16 protein-coding genes and 1 tRNA gene are annotated in these 19,054 nt (G+C 72.5%); 8 read left to right on the plus strand and 9 right to left on the minus strand.

Annotation, left to right across the window (positions count from 1 at the left end; all coding sequences use genetic code 11):
* Nucleotides 1–101: 101 nt before the first annotated feature.
* Nucleotides 102–263 carry a hypothetical protein gene (locus D5H75_RS41415; RefSeq protein ID WP_202638022.1) on the plus strand — a complete coding sequence of 54 codons (162 nt, stop codon included), beginning with the start codon at nucleotides 102–104 and terminating at the stop codon, nucleotides 261–263.
* Between the two features lie 659 nt (nucleotides 264–922).
* On the opposite strand, the gene D5H75_RS10290 is transcribed toward D5H75_RS41415, so the two are convergent.
* Together D5H75_RS10290 and D5H75_RS10295 are read right to left on the minus strand one after the other, a co-directional pair.
* Nucleotides 923–2,104, minus strand: coding sequence for a cytochrome P450 (locus tag D5H75_RS10290; RefSeq protein WP_119926177.1), 1,182 nt, complete (start codon nucleotides 2,102–2,104; stop codon nucleotides 923–925).
* A 384-nt stretch (nucleotides 2,105–2,488) separates the two neighbouring features.
* Complete coding sequence (locus D5H75_RS10295; RefSeq protein ID WP_119926178.1) at nucleotides 2,489–3,433, minus strand: NADP-dependent oxidoreductase; 945 nt, start codon at nucleotides 3,431–3,433, stop codon at nucleotides 2,489–2,491.
* A gap of 123 nt (nucleotides 3,434–3,556) precedes the next feature.
* On the opposite strand from D5H75_RS10295, the gene D5H75_RS10300 reads away from it, so the two are divergent.
* Nucleotides 3,557–3,964 (plus strand): winged helix-turn-helix transcriptional regulator, encoded by a 408-nt coding sequence (locus D5H75_RS10300; RefSeq protein WP_119926179.1) that lies wholly within the window; start codon nucleotides 3,557–3,559, stop codon nucleotides 3,962–3,964.
* A gap of 724 nt (nucleotides 3,965–4,688) precedes the next feature.
* On the plus strand, nucleotides 4,689–5,126 hold the full coding sequence (locus tag D5H75_RS10305; protein ID WP_119926180.1) for a VOC family protein: 438 nt from the start codon (nucleotides 4,689–4,691) through the stop codon (nucleotides 5,124–5,126).
* 355 nt (nucleotides 5,127–5,481) lie between these two features.
* Here the strand turns inward: D5H75_RS10305 and D5H75_RS10310 are convergent.
* Nucleotides 5,482–5,557: transfer RNA gene (locus tag D5H75_RS10310), tRNA-Arg, on the minus strand.
* Nucleotides 5,558–6,240: 683 nt separating this feature from the next.
* Between D5H75_RS10310 and D5H75_RS10315 the strand changes: the two genes are divergently transcribed.
* Nucleotides 6,241–7,311 (plus strand): M15 family metallopeptidase, encoded by a 1,071-nt coding sequence (locus tag D5H75_RS10315; RefSeq protein ID WP_147425109.1) that lies wholly within the window; start codon nucleotides 6,241–6,243, stop codon nucleotides 7,309–7,311.
* A gap of 274 nt (nucleotides 7,312–7,585) precedes the next feature.
* On the opposite strand, the gene D5H75_RS10320 is transcribed toward D5H75_RS10315, so the two are convergent.
* Nucleotides 7,586–9,130, minus strand: coding sequence for a N,N-dimethylformamidase beta subunit family domain-containing protein (locus tag D5H75_RS10320; protein ID WP_202638023.1), 1,545 nt, complete (start codon nucleotides 9,128–9,130; stop codon nucleotides 7,586–7,588).
* Between the two features lie 195 nt (nucleotides 9,131–9,325).
* Here D5H75_RS10320 and D5H75_RS10325 point away from each other — a divergent pair, with 195 nt between their 5' ends.
* Nucleotides 9,326–10,189 (plus strand): GNAT family N-acetyltransferase, encoded by an 864-nt coding sequence (locus D5H75_RS10325; RefSeq protein ID WP_119926182.1) that lies wholly within the window; start codon nucleotides 9,326–9,328, stop codon nucleotides 10,187–10,189.
* 19 nt (nucleotides 10,190–10,208) lie between these two features.
* Here D5H75_RS10325 and mscL read toward each other — a convergent pair whose 3' ends face one another.
* The 3 genes from mscL to D5H75_RS10345 form a co-directional block, all read right to left on the minus strand.
* The gene (gene mscL / locus D5H75_RS10330; protein WP_119926183.1) at nucleotides 10,209–10,631 is read right to left on the minus strand and encodes a large conductance mechanosensitive channel protein MscL; all 423 of its coding nucleotides are present in this window, start codon (nucleotides 10,629–10,631) and stop codon (nucleotides 10,209–10,211) included.
* Between the two features lie 101 nt (nucleotides 10,632–10,732).
* Complete coding sequence (locus D5H75_RS40840; RefSeq protein ID WP_147425110.1) at nucleotides 10,733–11,923, minus strand: hypothetical protein; 1,191 nt, start codon at nucleotides 11,921–11,923, stop codon at nucleotides 10,733–10,735.
* Between the two features lie 269 nt (nucleotides 11,924–12,192).
* The gene (locus tag D5H75_RS10345) at nucleotides 12,193–12,993 is read right to left on the minus strand and encodes an S-methyl-5'-thioadenosine phosphorylase (protein WP_119926186.1); all 801 of its coding nucleotides are present in this window, start codon (nucleotides 12,991–12,993) and stop codon (nucleotides 12,193–12,195) included.
* A 272-nt stretch (nucleotides 12,994–13,265) separates the two neighbouring features.
* Here D5H75_RS10345 and D5H75_RS10350 point away from each other — a divergent pair, with 272 nt between their 5' ends.
* Nucleotides 13,266–15,269, plus strand: a complete 2,004-nt coding sequence (locus tag D5H75_RS10350; protein WP_119926187.1) for an MFS transporter — start codon at nucleotides 13,266–13,268, stop codon at nucleotides 15,267–15,269.
* Nucleotides 15,270–15,342: 73 nt separating this feature from the next.
* On the opposite strand, the gene D5H75_RS10355 is transcribed toward D5H75_RS10350, so the two are convergent.
* Both D5H75_RS10355 and D5H75_RS10360 read right to left on the minus strand, forming a co-directional pair.
* Complete coding sequence (locus tag D5H75_RS10355) at nucleotides 15,343–15,651, minus strand: FmdB family zinc ribbon protein (RefSeq protein WP_119926188.1); 309 nt, start codon at nucleotides 15,649–15,651, stop codon at nucleotides 15,343–15,345.
* A gap of 170 nt (nucleotides 15,652–15,821) precedes the next feature.
* Nucleotides 15,822–16,868 carry a LacI family DNA-binding transcriptional regulator gene (locus D5H75_RS10360; RefSeq protein WP_242454118.1) on the minus strand — a complete coding sequence of 349 codons (1,047 nt, stop codon included), beginning with the start codon at nucleotides 16,866–16,868 and terminating at the stop codon, nucleotides 15,822–15,824.
* Nucleotides 16,869–16,987: 119 nt separating this feature from the next.
* Here D5H75_RS10360 and D5H75_RS10365 point away from each other — a divergent pair, with 119 nt between their 5' ends.
* Both D5H75_RS10365 and D5H75_RS10370 read left to right on the plus strand, forming a co-directional pair.
* Nucleotides 16,988–18,169 (plus strand): MFS transporter, encoded by a 1,182-nt coding sequence (locus D5H75_RS10365; RefSeq protein WP_119926190.1) that lies wholly within the window; start codon nucleotides 16,988–16,990, stop codon nucleotides 18,167–18,169.
* A gap of 270 nt (nucleotides 18,170–18,439) precedes the next feature.
* On the plus strand, nucleotides 18,440–18,937 hold the full coding sequence (locus D5H75_RS10370) for a hypothetical protein (RefSeq protein ID WP_119926191.1): 498 nt from the start codon (nucleotides 18,440–18,442) through the stop codon (nucleotides 18,935–18,937).
* Nucleotides 18,938–19,054 lie beyond the last annotated feature (117 nt).

Consider the following 19,054-nt stretch of genomic DNA (forward strand, 5'->3'; position numbering starts at 1 on the left):
TTCCGATTTTCCACTGTTCGGCTCATCGGATTGTGGAAAAACGGCGGCGCGCGCAGCCTTTTTCCAAGGGATCGCCTGAATCCCGGAAGGAGAGCTTCATTATGGTCCATTCCGCCATCGGCGGCCCTGCTGAGGACTGGGCCGACCACGAGCTGACGAACCCCTACTCGCACTCGACGGACAGTTCCTGGTCCGCCGAGCACTGGAACCACGGCCACAACTCCACATACGCGCACGACCCCTACGACACCGGCGGCGAGTGATCGCCGACGCGGGACCGGCGGGAGCTTCGTAGTCCCTGCTCACCGCGATATCGCGAGCAGCGGCCGCCGTCCCGGCCGCACGGCGGACCCCTCCCCTCCCGCCCGGCACGAAGGCCGCGGCGCGGGGCCGGCAGGGCGAATCCCGGTCACACTCGCATTCGAGGCGATGACCGGCCTCTACCGGCCGATCCGCCAGGGGAAGCCGTTGTCATGGCGGGGGCCGGGAACGGCTCCCCTCCGGCGGAACCCGCCGCCGTTCTTCGATCTCCGAATACGGCCGGCCCGCAATGGACCATCAGGCCCGACTCATCATTTCCCAGCGGTCTGACCGGCCCGCCCCCCGGAGCCGACGACGCCTCCGGCGAGACCACCCCCCGACGCCCGACGAGACCCCGACCCCATCGGGCCCCAAAAGCCCCTGGCCGCCTTCAACCGGCCAGGGGCTTCTTGGACGAGGGCGGATTCACTCTCGGGTGATCACGGTGGGGGACTGGACGGGATCCGCCGGCTGTGCCGTGCGGAGGGGATGCCCGGGTGAGGCCGCGTCGATCAGTGGCGGGATCGCGGGATCCGGCGGTGTTTCCTCGGATGTTCGCGGGGGCTGGGTGTTCGCGGGGTTGGGTGGGAGCCGGGGTGGGGGAGCCCCGGCTCCTGGGGGCCTACCAGGTGACGGGCAGGGCCTTGAGGCCGTACACGATGGCCAGCTCGCGGAACTCGACCTCGTCGTACGGCACGGCGAGGCGGAGCCCGGGGAAGCGGCGCAGGAGGGCGGGGAACGCGATGCGCAGCTCCATCTGGGCCAGGGGCGCGCCGACGCAGCGGTGGATGCCGTGGCCGAACGCCAGGTGCGAGGGGGCCTCGCGGGCGGGGTCCACGACGTCGGGGTCGGGGCCGATCGCCGGGTCGCGGTTGGCCGCCGCCAGCGAGCAGAGGACCATCTCGCCCTTGGCGATGGGCTGACCGGCGAGGACCAGGTCCTCGCGGGCGAAACGGGGGAAGGCCACCTGGACCACGGTCAGGTAGCGGAGCAACTCCTCGACGAGCCGCGCCACGTAGTCCTCGTCGTCGCCGTCGCGGACCTTGGCCAGCTCCGCGGGGTTCCGCAGCAGCCAGAGCGTGCCGAGCGCGAGCATGCTCGTGCTCGTGTCGTGCCCGCCGGTGAGCAGGCCGTCCGCCAGGCTGGCCAGCTCGCGGTCCGAGATCTCCGCGCCGTGCTCGCGCAGCAGCATGCCCAGCAGCCCGTCGCCGGGGTTCCGGCGTTCCCTGGCCACGAGTTCGGTCAGGAAGACCATCGAGTCGTTGACGGCCTGGAGCGACGCCTCCGGCCCCGCCGAGAAGTCGAACCGGTCGGCGCTGAGCCGCACGAAGTCGGCGCGCTCGCCGTACGGCACGCCGAGCAGCTCGCAGACGACCAGGGAGGGGACCGGCAGGGCGAACTCCTGCACCAGGTCGACCGGGGCGCCGGCCTTCTCGATCGCGTCGAGCCGCTCGCCGACGATCTCGGCGATGCGCGGTTCCAGGCGGCGCAGCCGGCGCATGGTGAACTCGGGGGTGAGGTAGCGGCGCAGCCGGGTGTGCTCGGGCGGGTCGCGGAACCCGAGGCCGCCCGGATCCTCCTGGGACGTCCCCAGGCCGATCACGTTGGCGAAGTCGTTGCTGAACCGGTCGGCGTCCCCCAGCACCGCCCGCACGTCCTCGTACCGCGTGACCAGCCACACCCTCTGGCCGCCGGGGATCTCCAGCGGGAAGACCGGCTGCTCGGCCCGGATGCGCGCGAGCTCCCCCGTGGGGTCGAAGCCCTCCCGCAGGAACTGCACCAGCGGGAAATCATTTTCCGACATGAACGAACTTATCCCCTAATCGATAGGTTTCGACGAGCCAGTCTCTCAGGGGAGACCCCCGCTCCTGTAGGTGGCCACGCGATCCGTTTGGACATCTGGCACGGAACGTGCAAGGCGCGCCTCCAGTGGCCCCCGAGCCCCCGAGCCCCCGAGCCCACGGGGCCCGCGGCGCCGCACGCGAGGCGAAGGCGCTCAGCCGTACGGCGAGGCAGGGCCCGCTCGGCCGTACGGCGGCGCCGGGCTCGCTCGGCCGTACGACGGGGTGGGGCCCCTCGGTCGTACGGCGGGGCCGGGCTCGCCTTGCCGTACATCAGAGTGGGCTCGCTCGGCCGTACGGCGGGGCGGGGTGGGCTCACCGGCTCGGGCGAAGGGTGGGGGTCGCGGTCAGCGGGGGCCGGGGGTGAGGACGGGGCGGCCGCGGAGTCCGCCCTGTTCGAGGAGGGCGTGGGCCTTGGCGGCGTCCTCCAGGGCGTGGGTGGAGGCGACGCGGAGGGTGAGGCGGCCGGACTCGGCGAGGGCGGACAGGGCGCCGAGCATGGCGGCGTCGGCGCGGATCCACACCTCGCGCACGCGGGTTCCGCGGAGGGGCAGCGGGGCCGCCCCGGCGACGACGCTGACGAAGGAACCGCCGCCGCGCGCGGCCTCCAGAGCCGGGGAGCCGACGACCGCGGCGTCGAGCACGCCGTCCACGCCGCCGGGTACGAGCGCGCGAACGGCGGAGGGCAGGTCGCCGCCCCGGGGGACGAAGAACTCCGCGCCGAACCCGCGGACCGCCTCCTCGTCGGCCGGGCTCGCGAGCGCGACGACCCGCAGGCCCCGGGCGGCGGCCAGTTCCACCGCGAAGCCCCCGAGGGCGCCGGCGGCCCCGGTGACCAGCAGCGTCTGCCCGGCGGAGAGGCCGAGCAGATCGAGCCCCTGCATGGCGGTGAGCCCGTTGAGCGGAATCGTGGCCGCCGCCTCCGCGGAGACCCCGCCCGGAGCGCGGGCGACGGCGCCGGCGTCGAGGACGACGTACTCGGCGTGGGTCCCGAGCGGCAGCTCCAGCCGGTCCCGGAGCCCGATCACCCGGTCGCCGGCGCCCACCCCCGTCACGCCGGGGCCGAGCGCGTCGATCACCCCGGCGACGTCCCAGCCGATGCCGTGCTGCTCGCGCCGCCGTACCAGACCGCCTTCGACGAGCAATCCCGCCCGTGTCGCCACGTCCACCGGGTTGACGGCCGCCGCCTCCACCCGTACCCGCACCTGCCCCGGGCCGGGCTCGGGCACGGCGACGTCCACGACCTCCAGCGCGTCGAGCCCACCCGGGTTCCGCACCACGACCGCACGCATGAGAACTCCTCCGTCTCCGAATACCTCCGGTCACGGGTTGACCGGTGAGACGAACCTAAGAAGACTTACTCTCCAAGGGGAAGTAGGCACCTCAAGGTGCGTAACCAACGTGAAGGAGCGCGGATGGCCACGAGGACGGCCGAGGAGCGGCGGCGGGCCGAGCGTGAGGCCTACGACGCCTACCTGGCGTCGTGCCCGGCCCGTCAGGTGCTCGACCGGATCAGCGACAAGTGGGTGAGCCTCGTGCTCAACGCCCTCGGCGACGGCCCCCTCCGCTACAGCGGCCTCTCCCGCCGCATAGCCGGAGTCAGCCAGAAGATGCTCACCCAGACCCTGCGCAACCTGGAGCGCGACGGCCTGGTCAGCCGCACCCTCACTCCATCCGTCCCCGTCCGTGTGGACTACGCCCTGACCCCCCTGGGCGAATCCCTCCTACCGATCATGCACGCCGCCAAAACCTGGGCCGAAACCCACATCCAAGAAATCCACGCCGCCCAATCCACCTACGACCAAAACCCCCCGCGCCCCTGACCCTCCACCCGTACGCCGTGAGGCACACCGAGCACCCCCGCCGCGCTCCCCCTCGCACCCGCCCCAGGCCAAAGCCCCTACTGATCACTTGATGCCGCCCTCGCCTCCAGGACAGCGCGACCCAACCGGGGAAGTGGGAGAGCCCTGCGGAGGATCCACCCCGGCATGGAGAAGCGGCCCCCAAGACAGCACTGACCACGGAAGAGGTCGTCTCTCCGCTGGGGGCGGCCGTATGACCTGCGGCATGCGGGCGGTGACATCTGAGGCGCAACGCCCCTTTGCGGGCTGTCACAACCCGTCCGATGCGATGTGCGGTTCCCGCCCGTCCGTGCGGTGCAGGGTGACCGAACCACCTCTTTTCACGTACGGCCTGGCCGGCTCCGGCAGCGGCCAAGGGCGGCGGCCGATCCCCGATGAGTTGGACGGCTCGTTAGGAGACCAGTGGCCATACGCGGGATCGCGTACGCGTGATATCGCCCCTGGAGTGGCGACCCGGTAGAGGCGCCGCGCCGACCCTTGAACCGATCGGCTCTCAAAGGGGGCCGCGCGCTGAACTCCAGCACTCACCCGAAGGAACCAGGATGCGGATCAAGGGGAAACCGCCCAGCTCGGGGCCCTGGCCGCAGTGGCGTCCTGACCAGGGGATTCTCGAGTTGTTGCCGGCGGGCGCGTTCGATCGTGTAGGCCCGGCGTGCCATATGTCTACTTATGGAATGCTTGATGCATGAGTGCATCGGTTAGGCAGGTTCAGGTCACCTTTGACTGCGCGTCACCTGAGCGCGTCGGTCGTTTCTGGTGTGAAGTGCTGGGATATGTCGCGCCGGCGCCGCCGGAGGGGTTCGCGAGCTGGGACGACTTCAATCGCACGCTGCCGCCTGAGCAGCGGGATTCATGGTTCGCGTGCACCGATCCCTCGGGAGTGGGCCCGCGTCTGTACTTCCAGCGCGTTCCGGAAGGCAAGGTCGTCAAGAACCGGCTGCATCTCGACGTGCGGGTCGGCACCGGGCTGGTGGGTGAAGAGCGCCTGGCGGCCCTTGAGGCCGAATGCGCGCGACTGATCCAGCTCGGTGCGGCCCGCGTGCGGCTCCTGCCCGCCGATGAGGAAAACGAGTCGTGCCTGGTCATGCAGGACGTTGAGGGCAACGAGTTCTGCCTCGCCTGAGTGGCGAGGCGGGAGCGAAGGTCACCCACCGCTACCCTCTCGACCTGGTTGCCCATACCGGGAAGCCTTCCGTGCCGGGCCGCGCCCGGATGGCGGGGAACGTGGGATTTCCGTCGCGGACGGCCGGCCTGTGCCTGGTGACCAGAGGCCGCGACGGCGACGCGCGAGTCGGTGATCCGAGCGGCGGCGCCAGGCCGGCGGATTCCGATCGTCACGCCGGTCTGGGTGGCGTCGAAGGTGGTTCTTCGGCGGCGCCGCACACGGCCGCGAGGGATCCGGCCTCATGGACGGACCCACAACAAAGCCCCTGACCGGCATCACCGCTGGTCAGGGGCTTTGTTGTGCTGGCCACGCATGGTGCCCCCGGCATGATTCGAACATGCGACACCCGCTTTAGGAGAGCGGTGCTCTATCCCCTGAGCTACGAGGGCTGGTCTGCCTAGGGTAGCGAACGGTGGGTGGTGTGTGTGCATTCCGCGGGTGGGGGTTGCGGGTAAAGGGGGCGTCGGGGGCGTGGCGGGGTGGGCTCGGGGTGGGTATTGTCACGGAGGGTGAACGGTCGGCGACGGAAGTACGTGCGGGTGCGGGTGATGCGGCCCGCGGTGCTTGGGGGTGCCCTGCTGGCGCCGCTGGTGGTGGCCGGCGGGGTGGTGGCTCCTGGGCATCCCGTTCGGCGGGTGGCGGCTCCGGCGCCCGTCTACGCGCCTGTGCTGCCGGTCAAGGAGCGGGCGATGGCGGCCACCTTCGTGCCGCCCCGGGTGCGGCCTGTGGTGGTTTATGGGGATTATCTGGCGCACCCTTCGCCCCGGCCTCGCCGTACGCCTCGGCCGGTCGTGGTGATCGTGCCCGCGAAGCCGACTCCGTCGCAGGTCGCGGGGCGGGTGAAGCGGCCTTCCACCGGGTGGCGGTGCCCGGGCGAGTGGCGCGATCCGTGGCTGCGGGAGCTGTGCCGGGAGCGGGTGCGCCGGTCGGACTGAGGCGCCTGGGAACCGGGCGCGGAGCCGTACCCAGGAGGTATAGCGGGTGGGGCGAGTCGGCTCGGGCACTCGGGGACATGTAGTAGCGTGCGTCCCTGGTGTACGTCCGCAGGTTCGCGATCGGAGGGGGTTCCGCGGTGGCCTCTCGTCGGCCGAGGAGCCTCGTCGCGGCCGCACTCGTGATCACGTCGCTGGTGGCGGGCCCGTACGGCGCCGCCGGGGCGAGCGTGACGCCGTACGGCGGGAGCGCGGCGCCGGGGGATCTGGAGTCGTTGCGGCGCGAGGCGGAGAAGGCGGCGCAGGCCACCGAGAAGGCCAGGAAGGTCCTCAAGGACCGGCGCGACCAGCTCATGACGGCGCAGGCCCAGCTCGGCGGCAAGCTGCGGGATCTGCAGCGGGCCGACGAGAAGCTGCAGACGGTGCGCGCCCCGTTGTCGCAACTGTTCAGCTCGCTCTACCAGGAGCCGGCGACGGGCGAGCTGGCGCCGCTCATGGTCAAGCAGGCCGACGAGCGCACGCTGTCCCTGATGGGGGAGCTGAGGTACCTCAGCGAGAGCCGCCAGGCGGTCACCGCCGAGGCGTACCAGGCCTACCGCGAGCGGGAACAGCTCGCCGCGCAGGCCGAGGAGCAGCGCGCGGTGACCATGCTCGGCGAGGCCCGGCTGGCCGCCGAGGTCGAGCAGCTCAACCGGCGGTCCGAGGAACGCGTGAAGGCGCTGACCGCCGCGCTGGCCAAGCTCGGCGTCAAGGTGGACCGCGTCGGCCGCGACGCCCTCGGCTGCGACCCCACCAAGATCAAGTCCGCGACGGGCTTCCCCAACGGGCTGATCCCCAAGAGCCACCTGTGCCCGCTGCCCCAGAAGGGCCAGCAGCTCCGCGCCGACGCCGCGATCGCCTTCGTCAGCCTCAACGAGGCGTACAAGAAGCGCTTCGGCAAGCCGCTCTGCGTCACCGACAGCTACCGCAGCCTCGCCGACCAGCACGCGATCTACCGCCGGACGCCGTTCCTGGCCGCCATCCCCGGGCGCAGCAACCACGGCCTCGGCCAGGCCGTGGACCTCTGCGGGGGCGTCCAGACCTTCCGCTCCGTCCAGTTCAACTGGATGAAGGCCAACGCGCCGCGCTTCGGCTGGATCCACCCCGACTGGGCGGAGCGCAGCCCCTTCGAGCCCTGGCACTGGGAGTACGTCCCCCCGGACAGCCGCTGACCCTGGCCGGCCGCTTTTCGCCGTCCTCCTTTCGGCCCTGATCCTCCTTTCCGTCCTGTTCGCGGTCTCTTCTCTGGTCGGCCGGATTCAGGCCGCTTCGTCGCCTGTGCGGTCTCGGCCGCCTTCGGTCGGGCCTCGCGTCCGGTCCGTGCCTTCGGCCGTGCCTCGCGTCCGGTCCGTGCCTTCGGTCGGGCCTCGCGTCCGGTCCGTGCCATGCGCCTGCCGTACGGCCTGAGCCTGCCGGGCCGGGCCGTTTCGGGTGCTCGGGCCGGTGTCAGGTGAGGGGGTCGGCGAGACCGAGGTCGGCGAGGTTGTCCTTGGCGGGGTGGAGCTTGGCGGCGGGGCCCTTGGCGAAGGTCTTCAGGATGTTGTCGGTGGCTTTGCGGCTGAACTTGGCGGCGGCGTCGGTCACGCCGTGGCCGCAGCCCTTGCCGCGCATGGCGCAGACCCAGCGCATGGTGCCGGCGTTGAAGACCGCCGCGCCGCTCGGGACCGTGTAGTAGGCGGAGTGGGCGACGGTGGGACGGCCGCCGCAGCTCAGGGGCGACTTGGCCAGGACCTCCAGGGGGCGGGGGACGGGCCGGCCCGGGGTGATCTTGTCGCTTTCGACGCCGAGCATGCCGGGGAAGCTCGTGCCGCGGCGGACGCCGGTGCCCTTGAAGATCCAGTGGCCGGGCTGCCAGATGACGTACGCGGCCTCGGCGGGGAAGCAGTCGTAGAGCGGGCCGATCAGGCTGCTCTCGGGATCGGCGGCCGGGTCGCCGCGCCAGAGGGCCGTCACCTCCTTCTCCTTGCCGCGCACGCCGTACAGCGGGTCCTCGACGGCCTCCTTGTAACAGACGATCAGTCGGCCGTTCTTCTCGAACCGGATGCGCCAGTAGACCGAGTTCGCGCCGAGGAACGCGAGGTTGGTGCCCTTGTCGCGGGCGGTCGTGACCGTACGGCGCATGCGGGGCGACCAGTACTCGTCGTGGCCGAGGGAGATCAGCGCGCGGGCGCCGCGGAGGATGGCGGGGTCGCGGTCGAGTTCGAGGCTCGTGATGTACGCCAGGGGGACGCCGCTCTTCTCGGCGACCTCGATCGCGGAGCGTTCCAGGGTCATGAAGAGGCGGGCGCCGTTGGTGTCGTAGGGGCGGTCGAAGCTGACCGCGCGTGACCGTCCGGCGTAGTCGCCCCGGCCGCGCGGGCCCTGGTACAGGTCGTGGTCGCCCCAGTGGTTGTACGCCTGCCAGGTCGTCGTCGCGTTGACGATCACGACCTTGCCGCGGGTGGAGGCGCTGCGCACCGTGATGGGGACGTAGCGCTGGGCCTTGGTGGAGGCGTCCAGGCGCAGCAGGTACGAGCCCTCGGGCCAGCCGGTGGTGTCCACGCTGAGGGACGGCGTCCAGTGGGCGGCGGAGACGGTGCGCGTGGCGGGGATGAGCTTGGCCTTGGGCTGCACGCGGCCCGGGACGGGCCGGGACTGCCAGACCCGGCGGGCCAGGGCGCCGCCGTACCAGCCCATCCGGTAGGCGCGCACGGTGAACGTCGGGGCGGTCGTCGAGACGAGGAGCTTGAACGACTGCCCGGGGAGGACGCTCGCCTGGTCGGCGTAGCCCTCGATCTCGTGCTCGGCGCCCTGCCGCTTGATGCGCCAGTCCTTGTCTCCGGGCTTGGCGTTCTCGGCGACCGTGACCGTCTTCGCCGGCCTGGGGGTCGCGGCGGGCGTACGGCTCGCGCCGGGTGGCTCCGCGTCGGTGCAGGCGACGGCGGCGAACAGGGCGAGGAGCAGCGTCAGGAGCACGGCACGCCGAGATCCCCCGGCTCGGATGCGCGACATGAGACGACATTGTGCCTGAGTGCGGGATCAAGGTGGTCTTGCCTCCTCTCGTGGTCCGTGGGCCTCTCGCCCGAGCGGGTACGGCCGGGCGGCCGGTCGAGGCGGGCGATTCGGTGGGGTACGGGCGGGCGTGTCGCCGCGGGGTTCTCTTTAATCGCGTTGCGTGTGCGGGGGCGGGGCCGTGATCGTGGCGGGATGCGGTGTGCGGAGTACGACGGTCCGGTGGAGTTGCGGGCGATGCAGTCGCTGGCGGAGCGGGTGGGAGCGGTCAACGGGTTCCGGATGGTGGGGGACCTGGCGTGGAGCGCTGCCCTGGCGCATGAGTCGGTGTCGCCGACGGCGGTGTGGCGGGACGAGGACGACGTCGTGGTGGCGTGGGCGTGGCTGGAGTCGGAGGGTTCGCTGGCGGCGCAGGTGGATCCGGCGCGCCCCGAACTGGCGGGCGAGGTCCTCGACTGGGCCGCGAACCTCGCGGGGGGATCACTGAGAACGGAGGTGTGCGAGACCGAGGCCCCGTTGATCGCGGCGCTGGAGAGCCGGGGATACGTCCCCCGGCCGGAGCCGTTCCTGTTGTGCCTGGAACATGACCTGGACGGTGTCGCGGCGCCGGTGGCGCCGGCGGGATATGTGATCCGAGCTGTGCGGGGGGTCGGTGATTTCGAGCGGCGGGCGGCGGTGCATCGGGCGGCGTTCGGGTCGGAGCGGATGACCGCGCGGCGATATGGCGTGCTGGCGGGCGCCTGGCCGTACCGGGCGGAGTTCGATCTGATCGCCGAGGCTCCGGACGGCACGTTCGCGGCGTACTGCCTGGGCTGGTACGACCCGGTGAACCGGATCGGCGAGTTCGAGCCCGTCGGGACGCATCCGGACCATCGGCGGCGGGGGCTGGCGCGGGCCGTGTGCGCCGCCGCTCTCCGCGCCTTCGCCGAGGCCGGCGCGGAGCGCGCGGTCGTCTACGCCCGGGGCGACGACGGGTATCCGGTGCCGAGGCGGCTTTACCGGTCCCTGGGCTTCACGCCGTACGCCTCCACGGTGACGTATGCCTCCTCTCTCTCGTGATCATCGCCCAGGCCGGGCGTCAGGGCGCCGAGGTGGCCTGGTCCGTGACCGGGGTGACCTCGGCGGTGCAGTGGGCGCAGCGCCGGGCCGGCTTGGGGATCATGGACAGGCACTCGGGGCACTCGCGCTCGTCCGGGGTCTCCTTCGGGAAGAAGCGGTTCTGCAGGCGCTCGTACGGGTTGACCACCAGGAAGTAGATGACCGTGGCGATCATGAGGAAGCCGATCAGCGCGTTGAGGAAGTTCCCGTAGGTGAAGTCCGCCCTGCCGAGGGTCAGCTTGAGGTCGCTGAAGTCGGGCTGGCCGCCGACCGCCGCGATCAGCGGGGTGAGCACGTCCTTCACGAACGAGTTGACGATCGCGGTGAACGCGGTGCCGATGACCACGGCCACCGCGAGCTCGACGACGTTGCCGCGCAACAGGAACTTCTTGAAGCCGCTCACGTGATCCTCCTTCTGCCTGGGGGTGGGCAGGCGGCTGCCGGGATGAAGTCCACTATCCCCAACCGGCCGCCTCTGACACGGTGGTTTCGCGGCTCAGATTATTACTGTCGGTAATCGCTCTGGCGCTCAAAGTGCGCGGTCCGCGGTCTGATCACCACGAACAACTTCGCGGCCGCCTGCGCCTGTGCCAGCCGCGCGGCCTGGTCAGGGCGCACCGCGAGCACCACGAGCGCGCCTTCGCCCAGCGTCGCCCGGCCGGCCCCCGGCACCGCCACCACCTCCACGTCATAGGCCACCACCGCCCCCCACGCCCGCCGATCCCGCACCACGCGCCGACCACCGCCCGGAGCGCCGCCCTTCGCCCGCCCTGGGCCGTACGAGATCGCGCCAGGGCCGTACGAGATCGCGCCAGGGCCGTACGAGATCGCGCCAGGGCCGTACGAGATCGCGCCAGGGTCGTACGAGATCGGGAGAGGGCGGGGAGAAGTCGCGCCGGGGCCGTGGAAGGGCGGGCCGGTCCGCGGGGATCTGGAGCGGCGGTATGCCGCGTGCGGGAGTGTGGTCGTTGGCGGACTGAGGCGGTGGGAGCGCGGGCCGGGGGTGTGCGAGGCCCGCTGGAGGCGGTGCGCGATCGGAGCGTGGGAAATGTGGCCGGCTCCCGGGGATCTGGAGTGGTGTTCCGCAGGGGTCGTGTCCGGGAGCGTGGCCGTTGGCGGGCTGAGGCCGCGCGAGCCAGGGCCGGGGCCGCGTGAGGTCGAGCCGGGAGCGCGTGGGGCCGAGATGTGATCGGCTCCCGGGGGTCTGGCGCGGCGGGTCGTGGGCGTCGTGCCCGGGATCGGGACGGTGGCGGCGGTCAGGGGGTCGCCGGGGGAGACGGGGGCGAGGACGTCTATCCGGTCGCCGGGGGACAGGAGACGGGCGGTGTCGGGGTCGGCGATGCGGAGGGGGACGGCCAGGAGGGCGGGGTCCAGGCGGGACAGGAGCCCGGGGGCCAGGAGGCGGGTCTCGGTGATCGGCTCGCCCCGGCTCATCGGGCCGCTCAGGCGGCGGCCCGCCAGGCGGGCGCCGGGACGGAGTGCGCCGTCGGGGACGGCCGCGGAAGGGAACTGGGTGGTGGTGACATCCCCCGGCCGGAGCGGGCCGCCGGGGAGGTCGCGGGCGGCGGTGAGGACGCCGACGGTGGCCGGGCCCACGGGGGCGGCGGCGAGCAGGACGCATCCGGCCGAGGAGGCGGCCAGGGCGGCGGCGATGGGACGTCGGCGGCGGGCGAGGGTGCGGCGGAGAGCGCGCATGGGGGTCCCCTGTTCGAGAGGGTGGGCGGACGGGGCCGATAGCGGAGGCTGAGGCGGCCGCGTCGACCGGCCCTGGCCGTGCCAGGGCCGCGCCGTGTCACGCGCGCTGATCGATGGCGGAGGCGAGATCGTGAAGCGGGATGGCGGAGGCGAGACGGTCAAGCGGGATGGCGGAGGCTGGATCCGTCGAACGCGATGGCGGGGGCTCGGAGTGATCGCGGAGGCTTGATCGCGGGGGGCCGCGGGGCCCGGGGCCGGGCCCCGCCGGGTCAGGGCAGCTCGAAGGGGAGCGTGATGCCGTCGAGGGCGTGACCGCAGGGGCAGGTCCGGGTCTCCGGGAGGCGGGTGATCGCCTCGGAGACGAGGGTGCGCATGCGTTCGCTGTTCTTGGCGAAGACCGCGAGGACCTCCTCGTGGGTGACGCCCTCGCCCTCCTCGATCCCGGCGTCGAGGTCGGTGACCAGGGCGAGCGAGGTGTAGCAGAGGGCCAGCTCGCGGGCGAGCACGGCCTCGGGGTGGCCGGTCATGCCGATGATCGTGGCCCCGGCCTGCTGGTAGGACAGGGACTCGGCCCGGGTGGAGAACCTCGGCCCCTGGATGACGACGAGCGTGCCGGTCTCGACCGGCGCCCAGTCGATCGCGCGGGCGGCGTCGACGGCGACCGCGCGGCCCGACGGGCAGTAGGGGTCGGAGAAGCTGACATGGACCGCCCCGCCGGCGTCGTAGAACGTCTGCTCCCGGCCGGTGGTGCGGTCGATGAGCTGGTCGGGGATCACGAGGGTGCCGGGCCCGTGCTCACGCCGCAGCGAGCCCACCGCGCTCGGGGCCAGCACCTGGCGCACGCCGAGGGAGCGCAGCGCCCACAGGTTCGCCCGGTAGGGGATGCGGTGCGGCGGGAAGCGGTGGTCGCGGCCGTGCCGGGGCACGAACGCCACCCGCCTGCCCCCGACCGTGCCCAGGGCCACCGGATCGCTGGGCGGGCCGTAGGGCGTCTCGACCTCCACCTCCTCGACGTCCTCGAGGAAGGAGTAGAAGCCGGAACCGCCGATGACACCGATCTCCGCTCGCATGCCGCCGACAATATCGCCCCCCGCGAGAAGCCGCGGCAACCGCCCATCCCCCTGTGGACAACGCCCCCGCACCGCCGTACGGCACCGCGAGCCAGGACGGTCCCAGGGCCGAAAGGCGCAGGTCGAACCCACACCGCAGGCGTCCTACCACATGCCGAGCAGCCGGAGGGCGGCCGAGAGCCGCACTGTGAATAACTCCGAAGAGTGCTCGGATGAACACGTATCGTACAATCGCGAACGGGGGGACGAACGTCATCGAATCGGGGGGCGGGATGGCGCGACATCGAGGGAAGCACGCCAAGGCGGGACGCCACAGCCTGCCGCTGATCATCACCGCGCTGCTCCTGGCCATGCTGCTCGCGGCGCTCGACCAGACCATCGTGTCCACGGCGCTGCCCACGATCGTCGGGGAGCTGGGCGGGCTCAACCACCTGTCGTGGGTGGTCACCGGGTACATGCTGGCGTCCACCGTCTCCACCCCGCTCTGGGGCAAACTGGGCGACCAGTACGGCCGGAAGATGCTGTTCCTCGCCGCGATCGTGATCTTCCTGGCGGGCTCGGCGCTGTGCGGGATCGCGCAGAACATGGGCGAGCTGATCGGGTTCCGCGCGATCCAGGGCCTGGGCGGCGGCGGCCTGATGGTGCTCGCGCAGGCCATCGTGGGCGACGTCGTCCCGCCCCGGAACCGTGGCCGCTACCAGGGGCTCTTCGGCGCGGTCTTCGGCGTGTCCAGCGTGGCCGGGCCGCTGCTGGGCGGCCTGTTCGTGGACCACCTGACCTGGCGCTGGGTCTTCTACATCAATCTGCCGATCGGCGCCCTCGCGCTGATCGTGGTGGCGTTCGCCCTGCCCAGGACGGGTGAGCGGCACAAGCACGCCATCGACTACGCCGGGATCGTGCTGCTGGGCGGCGCCGCGGCGTCGCTGGTGCTGATGACCTCGTGGGGCGGCACCGAGTACCCCTGGGGAGACCCGCTGATCATCGGCCTCGGCGTGCTCGCGCTGATCCTGGCGGTCGGCTGGTGGGTGGCGGAGCGCCGGGCGAAGGAGCCGGTGCTGCCGCTGAGCCTGTTCAAGATGAGCGTGTTCAACGTCGCGTCCGCGATCGGGTTCGTGATCGGGTTCGCGATGTTCGGCGCGCTCACCTTCATCCCGCTGTTCCTGCAGGTCGTGCACGGAGTGACGCCCACGATGTCCGGCGTGCACATGCTGCCCATGGTCGTGGGCGTGCTGATCACCTCGATCGCGAGCGGCCAGATCATCAGCCGCCACGGCCGCTACAAGGTCTTCCCGATCGTCGGCACCGCCGTGACCGCGCTCGGCCTGCTGCTGATGTCGCGCGTGGACGAGGACAGCTCGAACTGGGAGATGAGCGGCTACCTGCTCGTCCTCGGCCTTGGCCTGGGCATGGTCATGCAGGTGCTCGTGATCGTCGTGCAGAACGCCGTGGACTACAAGGACCTCGGCGTGGCCACGTCGGGCGCGACGTTCTTCCGCTCGATCGGCGGCTCGTTCGGCGTCGCCGTCTTCGGCTCGATCTTCGCCAACGCGCTGTCCACCAACCTCACCGACCTGGCCAGGCACGTACGGCTGCCCGCCGGCGTGGACCTGACGAGGATCCAGGAGGACCCCTCGGCCCTGCGCAGGCTGCCGGGGCCGGTCGCGCACGAGTTCCTGCACGCCTACTCCGACGCGGTGCAGAAGGTCTTCCTGTTCGCGGCGCCGGTCGCGGTGGTCGCGTTCGTGCTCGCGTGGTTCCTGCGCGAGGTGCCGCTGCGCGAGACCACCACGGCCACGGACATGGGCGAGGGCCTGGGCGGGGCGCCGTCGTCGCGCACGTCGGACGAGGAGATGGAGCGCGCGCTCAGCCGGCTCGCCGAGGCGGACATGCGCCGCGACTACTACCAGCGGCTGGTGAAGATGGCCAGGCTGGACATCCGGCCGGGCGGCGCGTGGGTGCTGTGCCGGCTGGCGGTGCAGGGGCCGATCCGGGGCGAGGCGCTGGCCGAACAGGCCGGGGTGTCCGTCGAGCAGGGCCGCCCGCACGTCATCGAGCTGGAACGCCGGGGCCTGGTCACCCGTACGGTGCGCGGCCTCGACCTCACCCCGAAGGGCGGGGAGGTCGCCGAGCGGATCTTCGCCGCGCGCCGCGAGAAGCTGCGCGAACTCGTGAAGGGGTGGCGTCCGGACACGAGCCCGGAGCTCAAGGACCTCCTGGACAAACTCTCCCGGAACGCCCTCGGCGACGACCGCGACCGCGCGGACGCCTTCAGATAGCCGGGCGCCCGAACGCAATCATGAGCCCACCCCGGGGGGCGGGCTCATGCGCGGGCGGTGCTCAAGGCGAAGGTCAGGCGACCTTCTCGGCCGCGGGCTTCGACTCGGTCTTGGCGGCCGAACCGGAGTCGGAGGAGGCGGACTTCGTCTCGGAACCGTTGGCCGACGAGCTCTTGGTCGTCGTGGCGGTCGTGGTGCTCGACCCGCTCCGGTTGTCGGTGCGGTAGAAACCGGACCCCTTGAAGACGATGCCGACCGCCGAGAACACCTTGCGCAGGCGGCCCGAGCAGTTCGGGCACTCGGTGAGCGCTTCGTCGCTGAACTTCTGGACGACCTCAAGCTGCTCGCCACAAGCGGTACAGGCGTACTGGTAGGTGGGCACGCGCTCCTCCTTTGATTAGCACTCACCCTATGCGACTGCCAATATTATTCGGCTGCCAAGCTACAACGCCACCTGACCCCGCCTCATTCCGCCCCCGCGCCTCTTGGAACGGCCCCCTGACCAGCGGAAACGCCTTCTCCAGGGAGCTTTCGGCGCGCCGGGGACGCGGCTCAGGCCGGGCCGGTCGAGGCGCGTACGACCAGGTCCACGGGCAGGCGGACCGCGGGCGGCTCACCGCCGGCGAGGAGTTCGAGCAGCGTCTCCACGCCCCGCGCGCCGAGTTCCTCGGCGGGCAGGCGGACCGTGGTGAGCTCGGGCTCCAGGGCCTCCGCGAGCAGGACGTCGTCGAACCCGGTGATGGACAGGTCCCCGGGCACGGCGAGCCCGAGGTCGCGCGCCGCCTTGTACGCGCCCGCCGCGATCACGTCGTCGTCGCAGACCAGCGCGGTGACCCGGCCGGGGGCGTCCGCGCTCGCCGTACGGCGTCCCGCGAGCCGCTTCCATGACCCGCCGGGAGCGCCGGGCGGGTGCGCGGGTGCGAGGAGGGCGCGCGCGGCGGCGCGGGCGGCCTGCACGCTGATGGCCGTCGGCCTCCTGACCAGCGTCGCGCCGCGGACGGCGGCGACGGCGCCGGCCAGGGCCTCGCCGCGCGCCCGGAAGGTCCAGGAGTCGACCTCCGAGGCCAGGTGGGCGAAGCGGCGGTGGCCGAGGACCGCCAGGTGGCCGGTCAGGAGGCGCATCCCCTCCTCGACGTCGACGTTCACCGTGGGGGCCGGGCCGGGCTCGCTGTCGAGCATGACGAGCGGGATGCCGCGCAGCTCGGCGACCAGGTCGGCCTCCATCGAGGTGGCGAGCACGCCGTCGATGGCCTCGTGGGGGACGGTAAGGGACTCCCGGTCGTCGTATCCGGTCCGCTGGTGCACGATCACGCCGAACTCGTGGCCGGCGGCCGCCCGCGCCGCGCCCGCGTGGACGTGCGCGAAGAACGGGTTGGCCAGCGTGGGCACGACCAGCAGCAACGTGCGGGTGCTGCCCATGCGGAGGCTGCGCGCGGCACGGTTGGGGCGGTATCCGAGGCGTTCGGCGGTCTCCAGCACGGTGTGCGCGGTGGCGGGGGAGACGCGGCCGGTCCACTTGCCCCCCATCACGAGGGAGACGGTGGACTGCGAGACGCCCGCGGCCGCCGCGACGTCCTTACTGGTCAGGCGTCCGGTCATCGCCATCCCCCTCCTTTCCGGCAGTGCCAATTTAGACGCCGGGGCCGGTAAGTGGTACGTATGACGTGAGCGAGTCATACGTATGACTAGAGCGGCCCCCCGATCCGATGCGGAGAGCGATGCGCACGTACCTGGACTTCCTCCGGACCCCCCACGCGGCGCGGCTGCTCGGCGGCACGCTGCTCGGGCGCCTGCCGAACGGCATGGGCCCCCTGGCGATCGTGCTCTACACCCGCGCCCACGGCGGGAGCTACGCGCTGGCCGGGGCGCTGTCCGCGCTGTACGGCCTGGCCATGGCGGCGGGCCAGCCGGTGCTCGGCCGGATCATGGACCGGTACGGCCAGCCGAGGATCCTGCTCCCGAGCGCCCTCCTGGCCCTGGCGGGCTTCGCCGTGCTCGCGCTGACCGGCGTGGACGCGCTCCCGCTCGTGGTGGCGGCGACCCTCGTGGCCGGTCTCGCCACTCCGCCGCTGGAGGCCGGGCTCCGCGCCCTGTGGCCGCTGGTCCTGGAGCCGGCCCGGGTCCGCGCCGCGTACGCCCTCGACGCCGCCGCGCAGGAACTGCTCTTCACCGTCGGCCCGCTGATCGTCGTGGCCGCGGCCGTGGTCTCCGAGGAGGCGGCGCTGCTGCTCACCGGCGCCCTCGGCCTGGCGGGCACGCTGGTCGTGGTCACCTCGCGCCACTCCCGCGCCTGGCGCGGCGAGCCCCGCGCCGCCGACTGGGCCGGCCCGCTCCGCTCGCCCGGCCTGCGGGTGCTGCTCACGTCGCTCACGTTCGTCGGCGTCGCGCTCGGCGTGTTCAGCGTCGCCGTCGTGGTGTACGCCGACGAACGCGGCATCGAGTCGGCCTCCGGCGTGCTGCTCGCCGCCATGTCCGCCGGGGCGCTCATCGGCGGGCTGGTCTACGGCGCGAGGCCCCGCCCCATGGCCGCCGACCGCCAGCTCACCCTGCTGCTGTGCGCCCTGGCCGCCGGGTACGTCCCGGTCGCGCTGGCCCCGGCCATGCCGCTGATGACGATGTTCGCGCTGGTCAGCGGGGTCTTCCTGGCGCCCGTGCTGGCGTGCGGCTTCACCGTCGTGGACGTCCTGGCGCCGCGCGGGACGGTCACCGAGGCCTTCGCCTGGATCGTCACCGCCGTCGGCGCGGGCGGCGCGCTGGGGATGGCGCTCGCGGGCGTGGCGGCGAACGCGGGCGGGGTCCACGCCTCGTTCGCGGTGTCCGCCGTCGCCGGTCTCCTCGCCACCCTCGTCCTGGCGGCCGGCCGCCGCACCCTCACCCCCGCCGCCGTCCCCGCCCCCTGACCGCCCGCCCAGGGACCGCCGCCGCCCGCCACGGACCGCCCGCCGCTCGCCAGGGACCGCCCGCCGTACGCCTGGGGCGGCCCGCCGTACGTCGTCAGGACGGCGGAAGGCGGGCGCCGCGCGGGGGAGATGGGCCCCCGGGGGTGATTGACCGTGAACGCGATGTAGCCAAGACTGTCTGGCCAAGCGGGGACATGGTTCCCGTGTCCCCGAGATCGCACAGGTTTCCCACCTGACCTGCCCATATCTCTCAGGGAAAAGAGGGGCGACATGGACATCGCCGCACTCATCGCCTGGATCCTCACCGCGCTCGGCGGATTCGTCATGCTGAGCATCTGGATCTCCCGCGGGGGCCTGCGCCGGGAGGCGGGAGCCTCCGCCGGCTTCCCGCCGCCGGTGGTCTTCGGTCACCTCGGGGTCGCCGCCACCGGCCTGATCCTCTGGATCGCCTATCTCGTGACGGGCAACCGCGCCCTGGCCTGGACCGCGTTCGTCCTCCTGCTCGCCGTCGCCGCGCTGGGCGCCGTCATGCTCACCCGCTGGCTCCCCCTCCAGCGCGCCGGCGCCACCCGCGCGGCGGCCTCCCCGGACGCGGGGACGGCGGGCGCCGCGGAGACCGCGTCCGACGCCACGGCGGCCCCGGACGCGGCGGGCGCCGCCGTACCGCCCGAAAGCCACATCCCCCCGATGATCGTCGCCGGGCACGGCCTGCTGGCCGCGGTCACCCTCGTCCTCGTCCTCCTCGCCACGGTCATGGGCGCCTCCTGAGACCGGGGCGTCCTCCTGGGGCCTTCGCGCTCCCGTGCCGTGATCTTGCGATCCCGCGCCAGCCCGGCTCCCGTCCGATTCCTGCACGGGGCGGGTCGTGGGGCGGGATCGCGAGAT

Origin of the sequence: Bailinhaonella thermotolerans (genome assembly GCF_003594875.1) — a bacterium.
GTDB lineage: Bacteria > Actinomycetota > Actinomycetes > Streptosporangiales > Streptosporangiaceae > Bailinhaonella > Bailinhaonella thermotolerans.